Source organism: Aquimarina algicola, assembly GCF_006443095.1.
Taxonomy (GTDB): Bacteria; Bacteroidota; Bacteroidia; order Flavobacteriales; family Flavobacteriaceae; genus Aquimarina; species Aquimarina algicola.
In genome coordinates this window covers 40,048-63,679 of record NZ_VFWZ01000005.1, presented here as the reverse complement: position 1 = coordinate 63,679, position 23,632 = coordinate 40,048, and the positions used below count along the sequence as shown (strand labels likewise).

At 34.1% G+C, this 23,632-nt stretch carries 15 protein-coding genes; 8 read left to right on the top strand and 7 right to left on the bottom strand.

Annotation, left to right across the window (positions count from 1 at the left end; genetic code table 11):
• Positions 1–24: 24 nt before the first annotated feature.
• Entirely contained in the window at positions 25–1,599 is a 1,575-nt protein-coding gene (locus FHK87_RS15915) for a RagB/SusD family nutrient uptake outer membrane protein (RefSeq protein ID WP_226294283.1), read from the bottom strand.
• Between the two features lie 46 nt (positions 1,600–1,645).
• Positions 1,646–4,687 (bottom strand): SusC/RagA family TonB-linked outer membrane protein, encoded by a 3,042-nt coding sequence (locus FHK87_RS15910; RefSeq protein ID WP_140594754.1) that lies wholly within the window; start codon positions 4,685–4,687, stop codon positions 1,646–1,648.
• 405 nt (positions 4,688–5,092) lie between these two features.
• Between FHK87_RS15910 and FHK87_RS15905 the strand changes: the two genes are divergently transcribed.
• From FHK87_RS15905 to FHK87_RS15870, 8 genes are all read left to right on the top strand, one after another.
• Positions 5,093–5,965: an AraC family transcriptional regulator gene (locus tag FHK87_RS15905; protein ID WP_140594753.1), complete on the top strand. Its 873-nt coding sequence runs from the start codon at positions 5,093–5,095 to the stop codon at positions 5,963–5,965.
• 356 nt (positions 5,966–6,321) lie between these two features.
• Complete coding sequence (locus FHK87_RS15900) at positions 6,322–7,476, top strand: mandelate racemase/muconate lactonizing enzyme family protein (protein WP_140594752.1); 1,155 nt, start codon at positions 6,322–6,324, stop codon at positions 7,474–7,476.
• Complete coding sequence (locus FHK87_RS15895; RefSeq protein WP_140594751.1) at positions 7,460–8,899, top strand: aldehyde dehydrogenase family protein; 1,440 nt, start codon at positions 7,460–7,462, stop codon at positions 8,897–8,899. Before FHK87_RS15900 ends, FHK87_RS15895 begins: the two co-directional genes overlap by 17 nt.
• Before the next feature lie 2 nt (positions 8,900–8,901).
• On the top strand, positions 8,902–9,852 hold the full coding sequence (locus FHK87_RS15890; protein ID WP_140594750.1) for a 2-dehydro-3-deoxygalactonokinase: 951 nt from the start codon (positions 8,902–8,904) through the stop codon (positions 9,850–9,852).
• A complete protein-coding gene (locus FHK87_RS15885) occupies positions 9,845–10,480 on the top strand; it encodes a bifunctional 4-hydroxy-2-oxoglutarate aldolase/2-dehydro-3-deoxy-phosphogluconate aldolase (RefSeq protein WP_073312329.1) in 636 nt (211 codons plus the stop codon). Before FHK87_RS15890 ends, FHK87_RS15885 begins: the two co-directional genes overlap by 8 nt.
• Before the next feature lie 3 nt (positions 10,481–10,483).
• Positions 10,484–12,001 carry a sulfatase family protein gene (locus FHK87_RS15880; RefSeq protein WP_140594749.1) on the top strand — a complete coding sequence of 506 codons (1,518 nt, stop codon included), beginning with the start codon at positions 10,484–10,486 and terminating at the stop codon, positions 11,999–12,001.
• 68 nt (positions 12,002–12,069) lie between these two features.
• On the top strand, positions 12,070–14,058 hold the full coding sequence (locus tag FHK87_RS15875) for a glycoside hydrolase family 127 protein (RefSeq protein WP_140594748.1): 1,989 nt from the start codon (positions 12,070–12,072) through the stop codon (positions 14,056–14,058).
• Between the two features lie 276 nt (positions 14,059–14,334).
• On the top strand, positions 14,335–14,742 hold the full coding sequence (locus tag FHK87_RS15870) for a LacI family DNA-binding transcriptional regulator (RefSeq protein WP_317133551.1): 408 nt from the start codon (positions 14,335–14,337) through the stop codon (positions 14,740–14,742).
• Positions 14,743–15,240: 498 nt separating this feature from the next.
• On the opposite strand, the gene FHK87_RS15865 is transcribed toward FHK87_RS15870, so the two are convergent.
• The 5 genes from FHK87_RS15865 to FHK87_RS15845 all read right to left on the bottom strand — a co-directional run bounded on the left by FHK87_RS15865 (position 15,241) and on the right by FHK87_RS15845 (position 23,630).
• The gene (locus tag FHK87_RS15865) at positions 15,241–16,011 is read right to left on the bottom strand and encodes a carbohydrate-binding family 9-like protein (RefSeq protein ID WP_140594747.1); all 771 of its coding nucleotides are present in this window, start codon (positions 16,009–16,011) and stop codon (positions 15,241–15,243) included.
• 11 nt (positions 16,012–16,022) lie between these two features.
• A complete protein-coding gene (locus tag FHK87_RS15860; RefSeq protein WP_140594746.1) occupies positions 16,023–19,124 on the bottom strand; it encodes a glycoside hydrolase family 2 TIM barrel-domain containing protein in 3,102 nt (1,033 codons plus the stop codon).
• A 397-nt stretch (positions 19,125–19,521) separates the two neighbouring features.
• Complete coding sequence (locus FHK87_RS15855) at positions 19,522–20,649, bottom strand: lactonase family protein (RefSeq protein ID WP_140594745.1); 1,128 nt, start codon at positions 20,647–20,649, stop codon at positions 19,522–19,524.
• 98 nt (positions 20,650–20,747) lie between these two features.
• Positions 20,748–22,034: a glycoside hydrolase family 27 protein gene (locus FHK87_RS15850; protein ID WP_140594744.1), complete on the bottom strand. Its 1,287-nt coding sequence runs from the start codon at positions 22,032–22,034 to the stop codon at positions 20,748–20,750.
• Positions 22,035–22,097: 63 nt separating this feature from the next.
• A complete protein-coding gene (locus FHK87_RS15845) occupies positions 22,098–23,630 on the bottom strand; it encodes a sulfatase-like hydrolase/transferase (RefSeq protein WP_140594743.1) in 1,533 nt (510 codons plus the stop codon).
• Positions 23,631–23,632 lie beyond the last annotated feature (2 nt).

Below are 23,632 nucleotides of genomic sequence, written 5' to 3'. Positions count from 1 at the left end.
CTACAATCTATAAAAAAAGAGAGTTTAGTTTATTAAATTGGGGTTCTCATCTACAATCACCTGTGGCAAAGGAGAAAAATAATTATCGATACCCAAACTACCTTCTATTAAGTTAATCTCCTGAAGTAAGGTTCCGTCATTGCTCATAGAAGTTGCAGGAGTTCTGTTGTTTAAAGCCTGTTCCACCCTTTGTGTTCTTACCAAGTCGTTCCATCTTAAATATTCTCCCGCAAATTCCCATTTTCGTTCAGTAAAAGCTAATTCAGCTAAATCTCCACTGGTTATATCTACATAGACTAATCCCGGTATTTCATTTCCTTCTAAATCCAGTTGCGGAACAGGACTTGTAACAGGTGTATTATATGGTAAACCTGCAGCTCTCCTGCGCACCATATTCAGAGCTTCCCAGGCATCAGTCGTTATATTTCCCGATCGACCAGAAGCTTCTGCATATGTTAAAAGAATTTCTGCATATCTCATATAAAAATCATTGCGCTCTGTAAAATGCCAAGCACCAGTCATCGGTAAATCTCCTGGAGGGCCTGTTATTTTTGCTAAAATTGGGCTTTTTTGAAGGCTCAGGTTCTTCCAATCTATATCCATTCTATATGTTGCTTCTTTTCTGGTTCCTTCTGGAAAATCTTCAAAGAACTTTATTTCACCATATGTTTCATCCCAACCTCTAAATGGGGTTTCTCCGGGATAACCAACTCTATTAAATTTTAAGTTTCTGATTCTCGCACTATTGTTATAAGCAATAGTAAATAACGATTCTTTATTAAATCTATTTTCTAATTTCCATAAATCTTGGAAATTTTCCAATAATCCGAAACCATGTGCTCCACTTTCATCCATCACTTTTTTTGCCATTTCTGCAGCAGCGCTATATTTAGAATTATCATTTAATGGAAAACCTGCCCAATCCAAATAAAATCGAGCTAACAATGCCCTTGCAGAACCTCTATTTACTCTTGATGCTCCTTCGACTCCAACTGCTGTAATATCTGCATTAATCATTGGTAATCTCAACTCTGCTTCAAGTAAATCAGATTCAATCTGCATAAAAACATCTAGTCGAGACGACGCAGTTATATTTGCTTCAGGAAGGCTCGATAAAGCCAATGGTAATTTTTCATGAGTTCTGGAAAGATGATAATAGGCCATTCCTCTTAAAAAGTAAACCTCTCCCAATAATCTGGAAAGCTCATCCTGATCTACTGTATCAAAATTGAGCAACGCATCTACTCTGGACAAAATGATGTTTGTGTTATTAATCACATTATACATTCCTCTCCAGTTGTTTAACAACCTTGCGTTGGTTGCGTTTACATTTCTCTGATCAAATTCTCTAAAATCTCCTTTATTCAATCCTGAATGTGTTGTGATATCATCACCTGCCCAACTAGGGGCATAAAAAGTAGTAAAAACGGCTGCCGTTCTTACCAATCCATATAAACCAAAAACACTAGTACGTAATTCTTCAAGGTTAGCAAAAGATTCTGGTGGCACACTAAACTCTGTTAAATCAGGATCTAGTTCTGCACAGGAATTTACCGTACCTATTGTTACAAATACTACAATTCCGAAAATGAGTCTCATAAAGATCTTGTTTTTCTTATCTTTTTTCATCTTTCTTTTTTTTGAATTAAAAATCAAATTTCACTCCTAACGTATAGGATCTTGGAGTCGGTATTGCTCCAATGTTTATACCGGATGCTACATCTACGTTGGCCGACGAAGGGTTACCTGGTGTGGATGTTACCTCTGGATCATAACCACTATAATCTGTTATAATTGCTAGATTTTGGCCACCGATGTAGAATTTGGTTCGTGCCCCAAACAAATCTTTTATAGTGTATCCAATGGTAAGATTACTTAATCTTATATAATCTCCGTCTTCTACAAACTGACTAGAATTAAGTAAAGTATTACTTCCTAATCTTGGAACGTCGGTTTCGTTTTCTGAAGTCCAAGCATTAAGGGCGTTGAATGATAAGTTGTCTCTAAAAGCGCCTCTTTGTCCATTGATTGCTCCTTCTACCAGATTAAACACTTTAAAACCATGTGCACCTTGAATAAAGATATTTAAATCCCAATTCTTGTAAGTAATTGTATTATTAAGTCCCCAAGTGGTTTTAGGGATACCACTACCAAGAGGCTGTAACATTGGACGGTTATTTTCATCAAGAAGATATCTAGCATCACCTGGTCGAAATAAAGGTGTACCATTAGGTCTTGTTGGTATATTATCGGTGCTCTTCCAGGTGCCTAAAAATACAAATCCATAAAATTGTCCTAATGGCAATCCTTCACGTATAACATTTATGGGGTTTGTTGTTCCATCTATTGATTGGATATTTCCTACAATTTGTTCCTGTCCGTCATTAAGTGCAATAACCTCATTCTCTACATATGAAAGTGCTAGGCTCGAGTTCCAGATAAAATCATCATTTTGTATGATATCTCCAGATAAAGTGATATCAAATCCTTGATTTTTTACCTCTCCAACATTACTGGAAAAATTTATATTAGAATTTGGGAGTTGACTAACCAAGAGAAGATCTCTAGTGTTTTTTATAAAGTAATCAAGTGATAATGAAACCCTGTTTAATACACCAACATCAACTCCTGCATTCCATTGTTCTGTAGTTTCCCAAGTGATATTGGGATTTGCTGCTCTGGAGAACCTATTTCCAATTACTGCTGTAACTCCATCAAAGGTAACTGCCGGAAATACATTAAGCACACCCGCTTGATTCGCAAGTGGTGATATGAATTGGCTACCTACTTCTCCCCAACTCACTCGAAGTTTCAAATTATCAAACTTGCTGTCTTCTATCAGCTTGTCAAATCCATAAGCTAAAGATATAGAAGGGAAATACCCCGTTCTGTTATCCTCTAGAAACCTAGAGGATTGATCAACTCTAAGTGAAGTGGTTAAATATAGACTATTGTCATAACTATAGGTTATCCTACCCAAAAAGGATTGGATTGCTGTTTGTCCTCCTCCATTAGTAAACCTTTGGTCGTCTGGATTACCTTCATCTCCTCCTACAAAAAAACCAGGTATAGTTACATCAGCAGTACTATATGAATTGCTTTCAGAACGAGATCCTTGGAATTCATATACCGCTGTAGCATCCAAGGCATGACTACCAAAATTGTTTTTGTAATTGAATATATTACTGACTTGATGATTAGTGACTCTTGTGTTATTGAAGTTTACCGTAGTATGACCTACAGCATCTGGAGTTGAGTTATCACCGTCAATAATAAAAGATTGTAAAGTGTTATTTATCGTAGCTAATCCTACGATTAAATTATATGTAAAACGATCTGTGATTTTATATTTAAAATCAATATTTGCGTTTAATCTATCGGTAATAAATTCTCGTTTGCTTCGGTTTAAAGCTGCAATGGGATTTGGTCTATTATTGGCAAATGAATTTAATGATTCAATATTAAAACCATCATTTATACCTTCGTTCCCGCTATGTATGGGAGTAGTGGGATCATAAGTGATAGCTCTTGTTAGTAAACTCCCTGTTACTCTATCAAAAGAATTAGGATTATTTATATCAGTTTCCCTGCTTCCAAAAATATTTACTCCTAAAGACAACCGATCAGAAATGTTAGTTTTGATATTAGATCGTAATGAATATCTCTCATAATCATTTGTTATAACAACACCGTCCTGATTTACATAATTGCCAGACAAAAAATAATTAAAGTCATCCGATCCGCCACTAATTGATAATTGTGTATTCGTACCAAAAGCGTCTCTAAGAATTGCGTCTTCATAATCAATTGGATTGGTGGCAAAATTTGTTACTTCTGCATCACTAAAGATTGGAGCGTTACCATTATTGATTCTTTCTTCATTTTTGAAATGTGCAAATTGTTCTGAATTTAACCTGTCAATGGACCTAGACACTTCAGAAATGGTTGTAAATGTTTCGACACTTACTTTGGTTTTTCCTTTTCCTCTTTTGGTCGTCACTAATATTACACCATTAGAACCTCTAGAACCATAAATCGCCAAAGCCGAAGCATCTTTTAATACATTAATAGACTCTATATCTGCAGGATTAAGGCTTTGTAAATTGCCTCCAAAAACACCATCGATCACTACCAAAGGAGCATTGTTTCCTGTTACAGAATTCACTCCTCGAACTCTTACTTTTATTTGTGAACCTGGAATTCCACTAGATTTTTGAATGGAAACACCAGAGACTCTACCTTGTAATGCTTCTTCAGGCCTTGATAACGGTTGATTTTCAAAAGACTTCGATTTCAAAGTAGAAAAAGATCCTGATAAATCTTTTCTTTTGGCAGAACCGTAACCCACAACAATAACATCTTCAAGTTCCTCAGAATCGGCTATTAATTCTATGGTAATACTTTTCTGATCCTCCACCAAAATACTCTGAGTTTCGTATCCTAAATAAGAAACAATTAATATATCATTGGGTGAAGCGGTAATACTAAAATTACCATCAAAGTCTGACACTACTCCGTTTGTTGTATCTTGGATAAGAATATTAACTCCTGGAACAGGAATATTTCCTTCGTCTACTATTTTTCCCTCAATTAATTCTTGAGCAGATATGTTTAACACCCCTAATAAAAATATAAAAATAAAACTTAAAAAAGTACTCTTAGGTGATGCATTAGGTTTAGCATTCATAATGTATGTGTTACTATCAATTAATTCTTGTGTCCTTCGGGTTTTGATGTACTTAAAATATGCAAAATGAGATCATCATAAATTGCATCAACTTAAAGTCATCATTTTTTTACCAAAATTTTACTTTTTTTTAAAATCAAGACAAGATTAAATCATTAAATGAAAAAATGGTGAACTTTTTTTACCTCACATATACATTATCTTAACCTTGTTCCTGTTTTTACAATTTTGAAGGTAGTTTTATGAATTATTTGTACCATTTTTAACAAAAATTATTGAAATTTTGAAACCAGAAATTTTGATGAGTACGTAAATTTGTATTTTTTAGCATTAAATAAAGGTTAAATACACTATCCTCATAATGTAGTCCTTCATTTTACCCCAATTCTTAACTCCTAATTAATAATGAGACTTACATATAAAGAAAATGATCCGATACCCGATAAGTCTTTCCTAGTTAGGAGAGATACTATTCCTTGTATTGAGGAAGATTGGCATTTTCATAAAGAACTGGAGCTTATTTATTTTTTAAAGAGTTCTGGTACCAGATATGTGGGTAACTCGATACATCATTTTAATCCTGGAGATTTATATTTGATAGGAAGCAATTTACCGCACCTATTCAAAAATAATAGCGAATATTATTTGAAAAATTCGATTACAGAAAGTGTCGATGTTATTGTAGTTAAATTTGAGCCAGATTTTTTAGGAGAGGGTTTCATGAAACTGAGTGAAATGAAAAAAATCAAATCCCTTTTATATCAATCTAATAGGGGAATAAAATTTTCTGTCCCCAAAAAGAGCCTTATCCATAATCTCTTTATTGATCTGGTAAAGGACAATGGTGCTCTAAGAATTATTAAAATACTTGAAATACTTCATACTTTATCCCAGAATGAAAATTTTCAATTTTTATGTGGAGAGACACAAGCTGCTTTTTTCAGAAGAGAAGAAAAGCAAAAAATTGCCAAAATCATTACGTATTTGACCAGCAATTATGACAAAAAAATAGAGCTTAAAGAAATAGCTTCAATAGCTCATATGACCCCAAATTCATTTTGCAGATATTTCAAAAAACAAACTCATAAATCATTTTCACAATATTTAAACGAAATCAGAATCGTTAATGCCTGCAAACTTCTAATTGAAGGAAAATTACAAATCACCACCATCTGTTATCAATGCGGATTTAATACCATCACCAACTTCAATAGGCAATTTAAGAACCTAATGGGAATAACTCCTTCTGAATATCAAAAGAAATCCCAAGCCTTTTAAATTTTATCCAATCAAGTGTAGTATTTTTTGGCTTCACTGATTTTTATAAAAGCACCATTCAAAGAATAAGCATCAACTTTAATTAAAGTTATAGTTAATGTGCATCTAAAAAAGAAGAGCTCTCTTTCCAGTCTAAAAGTAATGGGTTAATATAATGTATGTAAAAGATAAAATCTACCTGTTTTAATTGTTAAACATGCATTTAATTTGTTAAAATTTAAAACAATGTTTAGCTATTGTTATCTAAAGATTCCAAAACAATCTTTCGTTCGTAATTCTAATTACTTAATTTCTTTTTTACATAGCTAAATTTCAAACATTTAAATAACAAATTGATTCAACAATAAATTAGTATAGTGAAAATTAAATCAATTGAAAGTTTTGTTCTTTGCGATACGTTAAAAGAAAGTTTTTCTTTTTCTCAGTGGGAATATTCAGAAAGGCGTATATGTATCGTAAAAATAACTACTGACACAGGACATATAGGTTGGGGGGAAGGTTATGGCCCGGCTAGCGTTATAAAAGCAGGTGTAGATTTTTTAAGGTCCTATTTATTAGGAGAAAACCCTTTGGCTACAGAGACCCTATGGAATTTAATGTATCGTAGAACCCTGGACTACGCCAGAAGAGGAATCCTGGTAGCTGCAATAAGTGCCATCGATGTTGCACTATGGGATCTTAAAGGAAAGATTTTGGAACAACCCGTATACGATTTACTGGGAGGAAAAAAAAGAGACAAAATGACACCGTATGCAACGGGTTTGTATTTTACAAACACACCAGATCTTACTGAATCTCTATCTAAAGAGGCAAAAAAATATGTAGATATTGGTTACAAGGCGATTAAAATGAAAGTCGGTCATAGTATCGAAAAGGATATCGAACATGTAAAAGCCATAAGAAAAGCTATTGGTCCTGATGTGAAATTGATGATTGATGCCAATCATGCCTATAACTTAAGAGAAGCTACGCAATTGTCGCTGGCCGTCGAACCTTATGATATTAGCTGGTTTGAGGAGCCTCTTTCCCCAGAATATTACAGCCAGTTTGAAGAATTGAGAAAAAGAACTTCTATTCCTATAGCTGCAGGAGAATGTGAATACTTACGTTACGGATTTCATACGCTATTAGAGTCAAAATCAATCGATATTCTACAGCCGGATATATGTTCTTCGGGTGGACTTACGGAAGCAAAAAGAATCGCTACGTTGGCCTCTGTATACGGAATAGAAATTGTGCCACATACTTGGGGTACAGGGATTGCTTTTGCAGCTGCCACTCATTTTATCATGAATCTTGATACAATTCCTGGTCGTTTGCACGATCCGGTATATTATATAGAACACGATCGTACCGAAAATGTTTTGAGAGAAGAGTTAACAAATGATTCCGTAATTTTCAAGGATGGAATTATACAACTAGATGATGATATCATTGGTTTAGGTTTTACTGTCAATGAAGAGGTAATTGAAAAATATACAATAGACAAGACACATGGACTTTGGACATAAAAAATTATATATTAACGGGGAGCTAACTCCTGCAGTAGGTAATACTCATTTTGATTTAATATCACCATTAAACGAAAAAGTTGTGGCAACATTAAGTTGGGCAACAATACAAGATACACTAAATACACTGAATGCTGCTCAAAAAGGTTTTGAATTTTGGTCGAAATTATCTGTTGAGGAGCGGGAAAATTGGATTTTAAAACTAAGAAGCAAAATCATAGAAAAATCAGACGTGCTCAGGGAAATGATGATGTACGAGATGGGAAAAAGCTGGAATGGTACACAAGAGGATATGACGAGTATAACCAATTCTCTCGAATTTTATGCAAAGGAGATTAAAAACAAAACAGATATTCCTATTAACGATAAAGAAGGCACTCACACACATAAAGTAATTCATCAACCTATAGGCGTTGTTGTTGCCTTTCTGGCTTACAATTTCCCCTTATTGAACTTAGGTTTTAAATTAGGCCCTGCTTTGGCAGCGGGTTGTAGCATTATTTTAAAACCATCAGAGTTCTCTCCTTTGTCTGCTTATATGATTGGAGAGATTTGTGAAGAAATTAATTTCCCTAAAGGAGTGATCAATGTGATCTGCGGAGATGTAACAGAGGTGGGTATTCCTCTGTGCGAAAGTACTATTCCCAAGTTGATCACAATGATTGGATCGACAGAAACTGCACAAAAACTAATTGCCCAAAGTAGTAGTACATCTATAAAACGTTATAGTATGGAATGCGGAGGAAATGCTCCTTTTGTGGTATTCCCCGATGCAGATTTAGATAAAGCAGTAACTGATGGATTTGATTTGAAATACGGTAATGCCGGACAGGTTTGTGTTGCACCTAATCGATTCTATGTACACGATACAATTTTTGACGATTTTGTAGAAAAGTTTACCCAAAAGGTAAAAACTATAAAAATCGGTTATGGAAAAGATGAAGAAAATTCTTCTTTTATGGGACCGTTAGCCAACAAACAATCTCTGGTAAAAATGGATGATATCGTCAAAAAAGCGCAAGAAGAAGGAGCAAAATTGTTGTTTGGTGGAGAAAGAATAGCAAAAGAAGGATTTTATTATCAACCCACAGTACTATTATTTAAAAATAATGAAGCAAATACTTTACAAAAAGAAATTTTTGGCCCTGTAGCGCTTATCACTTCTTTTTCTTCTATAGAGGAAGCAATTGCATTGTCTAATAGTACCAGTGTTGGTCTTGCATCCTATGTATATTCCTCTGACGAAGACACCTTACATCAATTTACCGAAGAACTTGAGTTTGGCGAAGTTCATCTAAACGGATTTAAATATGACATCTATCTCCCCCATGGAGGAATCAAAAATAGTGGAATCGGGGTCGATTGCTCTGTATTTGCACTAGATGATTATTTAATTAAGAAAAGAGTTACTAAAGAGTTGTAATAATGAATTTACCAAAGCAATTTATAAGTTGCGATTGGGGTACTACCAATTTTAGAATAAGGCTGGTCGACACTGAGAATTTAAAAGTAATTCAAGAACACAAAACAAATTTAGGAGTTAGTAAATTATATCAAAAATACCTTGAGCAAAACGAATTTTCTCAAGAGGCTTTTTTCAAAAATTATTTACTAAAGCAACTAAACGTATTCTCAGATATTGACAAAAACAATCTTTTGGTTATTGCTTCGGGGATGATCACCTCTACAATTGGGATGAAAGAACTCAAATATGCTTCTGTTCCACAATCTATCAATGGTCAGGATATACTTTGTTGTTTAACCTCTTTAGCCAAAGGTATTCAACTTTTATTAATATCCGGAGTTAAAACAAAAAAGGATATTATACGAGGTGAAGAAGCGCAGGTAATTGGGTTAATGGACCATATTTCAGAAGCTTCAGAAGGAATAATCGTTTTACCGGGAACGCATTCAAAACATATTACTTTTCTCGAGGATAAAATATATGATTTTTCAACATTTATGACTGGTGAACTTTTCGAAATACTGAGCACGCAAAGTATTTTATCCTTCTCCATGACCAACATAAAATGGGATCCAAAGTTTTCGAAAATATTTTTGGATGGAGTACAAAAAGGAATAAATAATGAAATAATGAAAGTTTTATTTTCAATAAGAGCAAATAACATACTTCATCACACCAAAAAAGAAATGAACTTTTACTATCTATCTGGATTGATTATTGGTAGCGAACTTGCTCATTTGAAACAAACTGAACAGCAGATTTTCTTAGGCGCATCAGGAATGCTTCAAGAACTTTATTCTCTTGCTCTGGCATCCAATATCCCTGCGGAAAATTTTACCTGCTTCAAACCAGAAATTATTGACAATGCCCTCCTATTAGGGCATAAAAAAATAGCTAAAGCCTATGCATGATCAAGTATTTTCCTGGAAAAAGTTTGAACAAACACCAATTGTTGGTATCCTTCGAGGGTATACTCTTGAAACTGTTATAAAAATCATTCCTGCTTATCTGAAATCTGGTTTTTACACGATCGAGATAACAATGAATTCTCCAAATGCGGTAACCTCTATTAAAGAGTTGGTTAGTAGTTTCCCTGAGTTGAACGTAGGGGCAGGAACAGTTTGTTCTATGAAAGAGCTTGCAGAGGCATTGAATGCAGGAGCTCAATTCATAGTAACTCCAATTATTAATGAAGAAGTTATTTCGTCTTGTGTTTCAGCAAAAATTCCCGTCTTTCCAGGGGCGTATACACCAACAGAAATTTATAAAGCCTGGAGTCTGGGGGCCGATATGGTAAAAGTTTTTCCCGCTACCCAATTGGGTACTCAATTCATACAAGATATCAAAGGTCCTTTGAAAGAGATTCCCTTATTACCTACTGGCGGTGTATCAAAACAAAACATAACTGATTTCTTAAACGTGGGATGTCAAGGGGTAGGAATGGGAAGTTCTCTTTTTGATAAGAATCTTATCGAAAATAATGATTTGGTTGGATTGGCGGATCATTTTAAAAGCATTACATCAGTTCTAAAAAGATAAAACATGAGCAAGAATAAAACTATAACGTATAAACTGACAAATAAGGTTCTGCTACGTACCCTAGCCTTTGTGGTAATAATTTTCTTTACTGTTTCATGCAAAGAAACTTCCAAAGCAGAAAAGCAATCACAAGAATCAAATCTTACAAAAAAAGATGAACGACCTAATATTGTCCTAATCTTATGTGATGATCTTGGCTATGCAGATGTGGGGTTTAATGGAGCTAAAGACATTTTAACTCCGGCAATAGATACCCTAGCAAACAACGGTACTATTTTCACTTCGGCATATGTAGCACATCCATTTTGTGGTCCAAGCAGAGCGGCATTAATGACTGGAAGATACCCTCACAATATTGGCTCTCAATACAATTTACCTAGAGCTCATAATAATGATCAAAAAGGGATTTCGATAAAAGAGCCTTTCATTAGCAAAGTATTAAACAAAGCGGGGTATTATACAGGCGCTATCGGCAAATGGCATCTTGGGACGGTTTCAAAGTATCACCCTAATAATAGAGGGTTTGATCATTTTTTTGGGTTCTTAGGCGGTGGCCATAATTATTTCCCAGAACAATTTAAAGTAGCTTATCAAAAGGAAAAAGAAAAAGGGAATGATAAAATATGGGAATACATTACCCCATTAGAAGAGAATGGCGCTGACATAGATGAAACAGAATACATTACTGATGCTTTATCTCGGGAAGCACAAAATTTCATAAATCAAGCTTCAAAAAAAGAATCGCCTTTCTTTTTATATCTGTCGTATAATGCTCCTCATACACCATTAGAAGCTAAAGATGAAGACTTAGAAGTATATGCGCATATAGAAAATAAAAACAGGAGAATTTATGCAGCTATGGTACATGCTATCGATCGTGGCGTAGGTAAACTTGTATCTAGTTTACAAAAAACCGGAGAATTAGAAAATACGCTTATTGTCTTCTTAAGTGATAATGGGGGTAGAACAGACAAAGGAGGAATGAATACCCCCTTACGAGGTCGAAAAGGAAATACGCTCGAAGGAGGAATTCGTGTACCTATGTTTTTTCATTGGCCAAAAAACGTTCCGAAAGGAAAAACTTATCAACATCCAGTATCTGCTCTAGATTTTTATCCAACTTTTGTAAAATTGGCCAAAGCTGAAATGCCAAAAAATAAAATAATAGATGGGAAAGATATATGGTATGATTTTATTCAAGGAAAGAAAACCCGACCTGAAGAACCTATATTCACCTTAAGGCATAGAACAGGAAGTAATGAAGTTGGGATTCGATTGAATAACTGGAAAGCTTATAAAGGAGAGCGAACCCCTTGGAAACTTTACAACATAGTCAATGATATTGAAGAAAAAAACGACCTTAGTGAACAACACCCAGAGGTCCTTGAGCAATTGGTAGCAAAATCGAATCAATGGGCAAAAACACATATAGAGCCTAAATGGTTTCATGATAAGAAAACAGAAGAAAATTGGTCTACATTGAATATGCCCAATTTTGAAGAAACCTTTACCGTAGAATAATGCTTTTGAATAGTACTTTTTCAATCATTGGTAACATCAACTAAATACATCTAATACACCACAGAGAAATGAATGTAAACGAAGAAATAAAAAAACAAAACATAATAGCACCAATAGAAAGCCCTTTCAAAAAAATGCAAGAAATCAATGTAACAGACTGCAAATGGACCGAAGGTTTTTGGGCTAAGAAATTTACTTCTTTATATCACAACATGATACCGTATATGGGTAAAGTTTTGTGTGGAGATATAGGTCATGCACTGAACAATTTTAAAATCGCAGCCGGAGAAAAAACCGGAACACATCAAGGTATGTTTTGGCATGACGGTGATTTTTATAAGTTTTTGGAAGCACAAGCTTACGTTTATGCGCAAACCAAAGACGCAGAACTTTTAAAAGAACTTGATCAATACATCGATATCATTGGCAGAGCTCAAGAAGATGACGGGTATATCCATACCTATATACAAACTACAGAAGGAGTAGATCGATATGAAAATAGAAAATATCATGAGATGTATAACGTCGGGCATCTTTTTATCAGTGCTTGTGTTCATTATAAGTTAACAAGACAAAAGAATTTTCTAAACATTGCTTTGAAACAAGCCGAATTGTTATGTACCATATTCATGCCTGAAACTAAGCAATATGGTCGGTTTGGTTTTAATCAAACTCAGATTATGGGTTTAGTTGAGTTGTACAGAATAACCAAGTCTCAAAAGTATCTAAAACTAGCTGAACGCTTTATCAATAATCGGGGTAAGTACGATGTTGAACATCACAGTACTACAGAAGGATATCCTATTGGAGATATGGTTCAGGAAAGAACCGCCCTAAGAGAATCAACTGAAGCTGTTGGACATGCTGTTTTGGCTTTATACTATTATGCAGGAGCAGCAGATGTATATTCAGAAACCGGAGAGCAAGCATTAATTGATGCACTGGATAAACTTTGGGAAAACATAACTGCAAAAAAAATGTACGTCACTGGTGCTGTTGGGCAAGCTCATTATGGAGCATCAACAAACTTGGATATGATTGAAGAGGGGTTTATTGACGAATATATGATGCCAAATATGACAGCGTATAATGAGACCTGTGCAAATCTTTGTAACGCCATGTTTAGCTATCGAATGCTACAAATTCATGGAGAATCCAAATATGCAGATATTATTGAATTGGTACTTTTCAACAGTGGTTTATCCGGAATTGGTATTGAAGGTAAAGATTATTTCTATGCCAATCCTCTACGAATGATTCACAATACACGAGATTACCACGCTCATGAAAATATCACTGAAACACCGAACAGAAAACCTTATCTGGATTGTTTTTGCTGTCCTCCTAACCTAGTGCGAACCTTAGCCAAGATTTCTGGATGGGCATATAGTTTAACCGAAAATGGAGTTTCTGTAAATTTATTTGGAGCAAATGACCTGATTACTTCTTTACAAGATGGGTCATCACTTAAATTAAAACAAGATACCGAATATCCTTGGAAAGGTATTGTAAAAATTACTATTGAAGCTTGTAAATCGAATGCTTTCGAAATTAAAATAAGAATACCCGCATGGGCAAAAGGCAGTACCCTTAAAATCAATGGCAAATCAACCGAAATACAGGTAGTCCCAGGAACATTCGCAACTATACATCGTGAATGGAAAGCAGGTGATGTAATTATTTTGGATATGCCTATGGAAATTACGCTGGTAGAAGGACACCCTAGAATTGAAGAAGTACGAAATCAATTGGCGATCAAACGAGGCCCCATTGTGTATTGTATTGAATCACCAGACTTACCACAAAACACAAGGATACTTGATGTTTATATAAAAAGTAACCAGGACTTACACCTTTATCATCGAATGGATTTTTTAGGCGGTGTAACTACCATTGAAGGAGAAATACTAATTCGTTCAGACCGATCTGAAGATATGTATAAAGTGATTAAACAACCACAGTGGAAGCCATTCAAAACACAATTCGTTCCTTATTTTGCATGGAGTAACCGAGGAGAAGCAGAGATGACAGTCTTCATGCCTGTAATATGGGATTAAACAAATAAATGATGTAAACCAAGCCACTACGCTGTTTAATCAATTATCTCTTAGCATACCTAGTTTTGCGGTATTTTCAGAATAGATTTTTTTCAGGTTCGAAATACCCTTTTATCCCTAACAAAAGATAAAGATAGGTAAATAGAGGACGATTAAAAGGGTGTTTACTTATGTTCTTAATTCCTAAAATTCAGGAACAAATATTATAACGGCAAGGGTTATTTATAGTAAGTTATTATATCAAACGGTGTTACCATTAGTATAAAAATATTGAATATGAACAATAGAATGATGACATTAAAAAAACTTGCAGAACTGTCAAACTTTTCGGTATCAACAGTTTCTAAAGCACTTACGGATAATTCAGAGATTAGTAAGCCAACCAAAAACAAAATTAAAAAACTAGCAGAGTTATATAATTATATTCCCAATATTACCGCAAAAAATCTAAAAGAACAGAAGACACGAAATATAGGTGTAATTATTCCTAATATTTTAGCTCATTTTTTCGCTAAGGTATTGGTAGGTATAGAAAAAGAAGCTAGCAAACAAGGATACCATATCATTACTTGTATTTCAAACGAATCTCATGATAAAGAAGTAAAAAATATAGAAATGCTTGCAAATGGAAGTGTAGAGTTACTACCTTTACTGGGACAGATATTTAAGACAGTTTATGTTTAAATAAAGATCTTAAAAAATTGTCGGAATTTATCATGTAAGTCCAATTTAATTTTGCTGCAGATATGAAAAGGCGCTGGACATAATTTAATTCAATTTATAGAAGAATTCTATGTAAAATATAGATTATTATTAAATTTTGAATAAATAAATTTTTACTTTTATGAAACGAAAAGCTTTGTCAAAATACCTGAATAGGTTCTAGTTCACAAATCGTCAACATAAAATATAGAATTTAGCATAACCCTTGTAAATACTGATATATCAGTTGCAGGTTTGAATCCTGCCGAGGTCACAAAAATTACTTACAAAGAGTATCAAAACCTTGCAAATTCTATGATTTGCAAGGTTTTGTTGTTTTTGGACTATCATATTATTTGATATAAAATGTTCACAAATCGTCAACAAAATGTTCAATCATCAACAATGTTGACAATTTGATTTGCATAGCATTACAGAATCACCACCTTTATTCGGACAGATATTTAAGACAGTTTATATTTAATCCACAAACTTCATCAGCCCAAATCTATTAGGTTGATGGACATCTTTTTCTATATCATAAATAGGGAATAATGTTGATGTTATACGGCGTTCCCCTTCTGTTTCATTTCTATCTTGTCTAATAGCTAAAAATGCCCAGGTATTTCCTTTTTTAACAGGAACAAAATCACCCAAGAATCCAAACACCGATAATGGAATTTCCATTTCCATCGTCCAACCTTTGTCTATATCAGAATCATCATTGATGGTTCCATTATATATTACTGCAGTTTTAAAATCCGGGTTAAATGTTTTCAAACCAACATCTTTGCCCTTGTAATAGTTATTGAAAAATAAAATATCATTTGATGCTTCGTACAAATTGACTTCAAAACCAAAGTGCATATCCAAACTATCCGGCACAGGAATAACAAAAATTTCTGCACAGTCGTCAAAAAATGGCTTTCCATCACGTTTGGTCTCTCTGGCATTCAAGAATTTATCTTCAAAATCATAAAATAAATACAAGCTTTTTTCATCCCAAAGCATTCTAAATGTTGATGTCTGCATATCGGTTGGTTTCAGATTATTATATGTATAATCAAAAGTTCTTGCTTCTGTTTTTTTCCAATTCTCTTCATCCATTTTCCCGTTTATAATAATAGATTCATTTGCTTTAGACACTTTAAATATAGGCTGTTCACCTAGCGCCATTTTTTTATCATTTTGTGCGTTTCCAAAGCTTGATGTTAATATTACTGTTATAATAGCCAGACTTAACTTATGCATTTTATAGTATTTTAATTCACTAGAATTTCGTCTATAGCAGGTCCAAAATCTCCAACGGTTTCAAGTTTTATATAATTAGCACCTCGCTCTATCTTTATTTTTATTTTTTTCTTTCCCCATTTTCCTTCTCTTCTCGTCAGATTTCTTAATAATAATTTCTCCTTTACGACTTTTCCATTGATGATAACTTTAATAAAAGCTCCTTTTTCGTCAGGATTATTTCCTCCATAACGAATATAAAGGTTAGCTTCGCCTTCATCTCCATCGTTTTCCTGATACCATTCTACAGAGCCTTGCTTTTCTAATTTTAAAAAGCCTGCTCCATTAAAGCCTACTCCTTTTTGAATTACTTTTGCATTTTTGAATTTTGCGGTTTCTGCCTGCTCTCCAACAATTTTGTAGTTCTCTTTAATAGGGTTCCATACAAAGCCTTCATTAACTCCAAAACGTTCTTCTAGATGTTGTAGTTCTTCTCCATTGGCTATCACTAAAGCTTTTACTGTAGTTTCCAATGGAACTGTAAATGGTTCTTCGTACACTTTAGACCTCAATGTTGGTTTTGAGCCATCGGTTGTATAATAAATTTTCAATTCTACATTTTGAAGTTTGCCCCGTAAGGCTATCAGTTTTGTATCTATACTAACTTTGTTTGATGTGATTTGCTTTTTTTCTCCTAAAATTGAACTCGCCAATACTGTAATTGGTGCGTTGTTGTCTCGGTATGATTCTACATAGGCACGTGTTAATCCATAAAAAGCAATTCTATCTTTAGCTTCAAAATGTTTTTCTACATCTATAGGACTTCCGTTATCTAAAGCACGAATTCTTGCTGGACCAAATATGTGAAAATATGTTCTGTTTTCTCCATAAGGGTACATTTGGCCGCTTGCATCTGTTGTTGTTACGCGTACTTGTACGATATCTTTACCAGAAGATCTAAGTGGTTCTCCATCTACTGATAATTCAATTTTAGAAGGTTCTCCTGCTGTTTTTACAACTTCTTCTATTACTTGTTTTCCATTTTTATACCCAATGGCTTTAAGTGTTCCCGGTTTCCATTTCACCATCCATTGACATTGCATTTGATCCCATTCTTTACCTGGCCTTATTTTTCCTAATGATGTTCCATTATGCAACAATTCTACTTCATCACAATTAGAATATACCCATACTGGTATTTCTGTATCTAGGGTTATCTTGGGATGTGTCCAATGTGGTAAGATGTGAACCATCGGTTGGGTTGTCCACTGACTTTGATATAAATAATATAGGTCTTTTTCAAAATTAGCTAAATCTATCGCACCTCCCATAAATCCTTTAAATGGCCATGCCCCGTGGATAAATCCTGCTTCACCTATGTAATCATACCCTGTCCAGCGAAACGACCCTGCATGATTTGGAATATCTCGGATTTGCTGGATATTTCGTCTTGCTGTTAGACGAATCATTGCATTGTCATAGCTCGAATTAAAAATCTGTTTTCCGTTTATACGAGCTTCCGGTGTCGTCCAATCGTGAGAAAACACCTCTTTTTCAGTTAAATCTGGTAGTGGGTATGGATTTTGTTTTTTACTAGGATACCCATTTCTAAACCAAGATTTTGTTCTGTAATATCCTCGTACCTGAAATGAGTGGGTATTTTCTGTTCCAATAAATACTCTATCTTTTTCTAAAGTATCAAAGAAACCTAACTTTTCACTAACACCATTTACCCCATAAACATCCATATATTCTGATCCTGAATGTCCAGAAGTTACTGGTCTGGTTGGATCTAATTCGTGGGATACTCTCACTAAATCTTTGGCGACCTCGCCTTTTGTTTCGTTTCCTAAACTATAAATGATTATAGATGGATGATTACGATCTCTTTTGATCCAGTCCGTTACATCACGCTCCCACCACTCTTCAAATGAGTGGGCTCCATAGTCGTTATCTGCTTTTCGCATCCATCCATCAAAAATTTCATCCATGACCATCATCCCCATTTCATCACATAAATCATAAAAAATTGGCGTTTGCGGGTTGTGTGCTGTACGAATGGCGTTTACTCCCATATCTTTTAATTGCTGAATGCGGAAACGTAAAATTTTATCAGGCACCGCTGCTCCTAATGCTCCTGCATCTTGGTGGTTACAAACCCCTTGTAACTTTACATTTTTGCCATTAATCCACATACCCGTTTCGGGAATCCATTCGATATCACGAACACCAAATCTTGTTTTTTTTGTATCTAAAACTGTATTGTTTTGATATATTGTACTCACCAGAGTATATAAGTAAGGAGTCTCTACAGACCATAAATTGGGTTGCTTAAGTTGTAATGTTTCTGTTGTTTTTGAAGTTGAATTCGATCCTATTTCTACTGTATTTTCTTTGGAAGTTATTATTTTTCCAGATGCATCTACTACTGAGGTTTTGAGTATGAATTGTGCTGCTTTTTCGGTTTTGTTTGCCATTTCAGTAGCTACAGAAAGGATTTTACCTTTGGTTTTTACAAAAACGCCATCTCTCACAATATGAATATTATCTTTTATATCAATCCAAGTATGCGCATAAATTCCACTTCCTGTGTACCAACGTGCTGAGGGTTGTTTATCGTTGTCGACTCGAACAGCAAAAGTGATTTTGTTTGAATTTGCAACTTCTTCACTAATATCATAGGCAAAAGATATCCAACCATAGGGTCTGTGACCTAGTTTTCGACCATTTGCCCAAACGGTACTGTTCATATATACCCCATCAAAAGCAATTTCTACATATTTACCTTTCCAGGTTTCTGGCACTTGTATAGTTTTTCTATACCAACCGAATCCTGCTGGTAGATACCCACAACGATCACCCATTGGATTATTTTCATTGTATTCACCCTCAATACTCCAATCATGTGGTAAATCTAATGTACGCCATGAAGTATCATTAAAATTCGTTTGTTCTGCACCTTGTACATCCTCTTGAATAAATTTCCAATCTAAATCAAAATTTTGTCTTCTTAATTTGTCTGAAACCTCAATCTTTGTTGAGTCTTTTTGATCTTGACATGAAGCCAATACAATAACTAAAAGTCCTAAAACTATATACCTAATCTGTTGTCCTTTTCTTTTACGAATGCTCATTCTATGAATCATTTCGTGCTTTCTATTTTTAATTTATTTAAAAGTTATTTTATTATATAAACCCTATTATAAATGCTTTAGTTTTTAAAATTAGTGACTCCAATTTGTTTTAGAATTTTGTTGATAAACATGTGTTTCTTTATCTATTGACAAAAATCCACTTATGTAAATGTGCTCTCTAATCACTAAATATTTTTCTCAAGCTCGCATTAATACTTATAAGCACTCTGTCAAAACATCTTTATTCACAACACATACTAATCAAAAGATGAAAAAGCGTATACATCCGTTTTGCTTAAATTCGACAAACTAAAATACTCAAGCCATAACTACTATTTGTATCTATAGATTAAATAGTCGTCTTTTTAAGTAAAAAAGTGAATAAACTTCTTACATATCATTTTCTAAAAAAACCAAATCCCTGAGGGCTATCGCCAGTTGATATGTTTTGTTTTAAAATTAAATTACCAGTATGTTGATTAATTTTAAACACACATAGGTTATTGGATTTTTGATTTGCTACTAGTAAAAATTGTCCAGTTGGATCTAAAGTAAACTCACGCGGAATATCTCCATTTGAAGCTATTGTATGTTTAAAGTTAATATTTCCTAAACTATCTAATTCACAAATCGCAATACTATTGTGTCCTCTATTAGATGCATACAAAAATTTACCATTATCAGTAATCGCTATATCTGCAGATGTATTTAATGTTTTAAAACCTGAAGGTAGTATACTTATTTTATTGATGAATTCTGTAATACCTTTCTTGGGATGATAGCTGTATACATATATTTCTGAAGTCAACTCTGTAAGAATATAAATAATTTCTTTTGAAGGATGAAATGCCACATATCTAGGACCTACACCATCTGGTAATTTTACAAATGGTAACTCACTTGGTACACATTCTCCATTTTGTAACAAAGTATATGAATAAACTTTATCATCGCCTAAATCTGGCACAATCACTACATTACTATTTCTGGGCTGTATTGACATATGCGGATGTGCCGATTTCTGACGTCTCATATTCGAGCCTTTACCAATATGTTGGATATCTGTGACCTTACATTCAATGTCTCCCGTACTATCTAGCCGAAATGTCATTAATTTCCCAGATTTATACAAAGAACTTAACAAGAATTGTTTAGTATTGTTGAGGGATAAAAACGCTCCCTTTTCTTTTCCATAAGATAGTGTATCGACAACTGTTAAATCTCCATTTTTCTCAATATGATATGTTGACAATACTCCATCATTAGCCGAATAGAGTTTATTTTTTGCTGTATTAATTTCAATATATTTTGATTTTTTCAAAGATTTACTCTTTTTATAAAACTTCAATTCACCTTTTTCAGGATTCCAAATATAGATATCAATTCCGTCAGAATCTTTTGCAGGTGAAGTTGATAAATACATCCAGTAACTAGTTTTCTTTTGAGTGTAATCTACTGATTTGCATCCTCCTACTAACACTAGCAAGACAATCAGAAGAAATTTGTTTAGGTACAATTTAATCATGTATTCATTTATATTGCTTTAATTTATAGCAACGGTTACACTTAACTTTTCTTGTTCTGACCTTTACCAGAACCTTTGACTTTTCTAAATTTTAATTTTTATTTTGAAATCACAAACAGCCTACACGAATTAATATCGAGTTTTACCGATATTATCTTACTGTCCAATGAGATCTCTTTATGATTAATAACATCTCTAACTTTTGCTGCTTTATCAAAACCTAGTTTACTTATATCATAGTTAAAGTCATAAACACCTCTTCTATCTAAGGAAAGTAGCAATAATGCGTATTTATCATTTTTTAGTTTTTTTACCAAAATTCTTGTTCTATCATCCATTTGAACAATCTTTCCTTGCTCTGTTGGATCTTGATTGATGGCAATCATTTCTTTATTGGTAAGCAAGGTTTTTTCGAACTCACTCATATTTCTTGGATCATTACCTAGTATTAACGGTGAAGACATCATACACCACAATGCAAAATGAGATACTTCTTCATTTTGGTTTAAACCATGGTTTCCAACTACTAACATATCTGGATCGTTCCAATAGCCATTTACGGCTTTGTCAGCATAAAAACTAGATACATCAGCAATTGTTGTGACACTACTATGCTTATGATAAGTCGTATCAATATTAAAATAGGCACCGTGATGAATTCTTGCCTCAATATCGCCAGTGATTCGTGCCATATCACATACTTCTGGATACCAATCCCTATATGAATAAGCACTTATACTTAGCACGATATCTCTTCCGGATTCATTTAATAATTTACTATATTTTCTATAGGATGCTTCGATAGTTTTTTCACTCCAGCCAAATCTATATTGAGGGCAAGATGTACAGTTATCCATGCGCATTCGGCATAAATCTAATTTTATAAAATCTAATTCCCAGTCAACAAATTGTTGTACATGTTTTTCTTCATTATTAAAACCTCCCACGGGATCCATCCCACAGTCATGAGAACCCGGTACAACGTGCAATCCTAACTTTAAACCTTTTGAATGAGCATAATCTGCCAAAGGTTTTATCCCATTTGGAAATTTTGTAGGATGCACTAAAAGTTCACCATTATCCCCTAGTTTTGTATCTCTCCAGCCTCCATCTATTACTACATAATTATAACCTGCATCTTGCAAACCATTGGCTACAATGGCGTCTATAGTTTCTTTTACAACTTTCTCATTAATAGAATGTTTCCCAAAAGCATTCCAACTGTTCCACCCCATAGGAGGTGTTGGCGCCAACATTTTTCTAGTTTCTGTTTTTAATATTTTCTTTGGTTGTTTTTTAGAAGGTTTTTGCAAATTAACCTTGTTAGTACAAGACATAATAAGTAATGTCACTCCTACAAAAAGTAGTACCGTTTTTAGTTTCATTGGTAATTAATTTAGTAATTTATTTAATACCCTATAATGGCTCTTTTGATTCTCATCCTAGATCTATTTTTTTAGAAAGGGTTTTAATGTTGCCTCATTTTTATCGATTGGAAAAAGAGCGTTTTCAGCTTCTAGTTTTTCTAACATAGTCGTCATCATATATGCTAATATTTTTGGCTCTTTTTGATATAAATTCTTAGTTTCATCATGATCATTTGAAAGATTATATAATTCGTATCGCTCTTGGGCTGGATTCATTTCAGGAAAATAGTGGTAGATTAACTTCCAGTTTCCTTTTCTATAACTTGTAAAATAACTACTTCTATGCTCATGCGGAAAATGCATCAAAAAATCATTAGGTCGTGCTTCGTCTTTTTTACCAGTCAAAATAAGGTATAGTGAATGACCATCGATACTATAATCATGGGGTTTTTCTAAACCAAGCATATCTAAAACGGTAGGATAAATATCCATAATAGTTCCAAGTTTTTGGTTTATAGCCCCTTGAACTATTGGTATTCGTTTTTGCCATCTATTATTCTTATTAGGTTTTGCCCAAGCTACCATAAAAGGTATCCTTGTACCACCTTCATAATGGGTTCCTTTTTTTCCTCGTAATGGCGCAACACTTGCAATATCATGAGGGTTACCTATCGGGGCATCAGAACCATTATCTCCCATAAAAAAAATCAATGTATTGTCTGCAATACCCAAAGTTTCTAAATGGTTCAATATATCTCCTAAAGATGTATCCATACCCTCTACCATTGAAGCAAATTTTTGTGCTTCTTTACTGTAGATATTTGAAGTATATTTTGATTTGAACCTTTTATCAAATATAAAAGGCCTATGTACTGCATAGTGAGACATTTCTAAGAAAAAAGGTATATCGGCTTGAACGGCCTGACTTATTTTTTTGTTAGCTTCTAATGTTAGTGCTTCGGTCAAAAAAACGGGTTTACCATGATAAGATTCCAAATGTGGTACTTGATTCTTTTTTTTGGGGTGAGCATAGTTATCTTGTCCTAAATATGATCCTGGGCTACCCCATGCATTTCCTCCAATATTGTAATCAAAGCCTAAACGTAAAGGTTCTTCTGCATGGGTACCAATAGCTCCTAAATGTCCTTTCCCAACAAAAATGGTTTGATAGCCTTCTGATTTTAAACGTTGTGACAGTAGATTTTTATGAGTATTTTCAATTCCTTCCCATCTCCAATCTTCTGGCCCAAATTTGCCCCGGTTATTAACTATTGGATGAATCCATTGTGTGGTTCTATGGCGTGCAGCATTCTGTCCTGTCAAAATACTAATACGAGATGGGGAGCATACACTTTGGGCATAAAACGTAGAGAAACGTGTTCCTAATTTTGCTAAACGTTCCATATTGGGTGTATGATACCAATCGTTTAAAGGATGCTTTTCTACTTCACCTTTAGTATTGACAAAAAAAGGCACAGAGGTATCCATAATACCCATATCATCTACTAAAAAAATAATGATATTAGGTCTGGGGTTGGTTACATTATGTTTACCATGCACTGTCAATGCAGTTATCAATGCAAAATACCATATAATTCTATTTTTTAAACACATTA

Bases quoted from the DNA above. Each gene is read 5' to 3' on its own strand.
- FHK87_RS15845 (WP_140594743.1), bottom strand. From the start codon at position 23,630: ATGTGTTTAAAAAATAGAATTATATGGTATTTTGCATTGATAACTGCA.
- FHK87_RS15850 (WP_140594744.1), bottom strand. From the start codon at position 22,034: ATGAAACTAAAAACGGTACTACTTTTTGTAGGAGTGACATTACTTATT.
- FHK87_RS15915 (WP_226294283.1), bottom strand. From the start codon at position 1,599: ATGAGACTCATTTTCGGAATTGTAGTATTTGTAACAATAGGTACGGTA.
- FHK87_RS15885 (WP_073312329.1), top strand. From the start codon at position 9,845: ATGCATGATCAAGTATTTTCCTGGAAAAAGTTTGAACAAACACCAATT.
- FHK87_RS15860 (WP_140594746.1), bottom strand. From the start codon at position 19,124: ATGAGCATTCGTAAAAGAAAAGGACAACAGATTAGGTATATAGTTTTA.
- FHK87_RS15880 (WP_140594749.1), top strand. From the start codon at position 10,484: ATGAGCAAGAATAAAACTATAACGTATAAACTGACAAATAAGGTTCTG.
- FHK87_RS15890 (WP_140594750.1), top strand. From the start codon at position 8,902: ATGAATTTACCAAAGCAATTTATAAGTTGCGATTGGGGTACTACCAAT.
- FHK87_RS15910 (WP_140594754.1), bottom strand. From the start codon at position 4,687: ATGAATGCTAAACCTAATGCATCACCTAAGAGTACTTTTTTAAGTTTT.
- FHK87_RS15865 (WP_140594747.1), bottom strand. From the start codon at position 16,011: ATGCATAAGTTAAGTCTGGCTATTATAACAGTAATATTAACATCAAGC.
- FHK87_RS15905 (WP_140594753.1), top strand. From the start codon at position 5,093: ATGAGACTTACATATAAAGAAAATGATCCGATACCCGATAAGTCTTTC.
- FHK87_RS15855 (WP_140594745.1), bottom strand. From the start codon at position 20,649: ATGATTAAATTGTACCTAAACAAATTTCTTCTGATTGTCTTGCTAGTG.
- FHK87_RS15870 (WP_317133551.1), top strand. From the start codon at position 14,335: ATGAACAATAGAATGATGACATTAAAAAAACTTGCAGAACTGTCAAAC.
- FHK87_RS15875 (WP_140594748.1), top strand. From the start codon at position 12,070: ATGAATGTAAACGAAGAAATAAAAAAACAAAACATAATAGCACCAATA.
- FHK87_RS15895 (WP_140594751.1), top strand. From the start codon at position 7,460: ATGGACTTTGGACATAAAAAATTATATATTAACGGGGAGCTAACTCCT.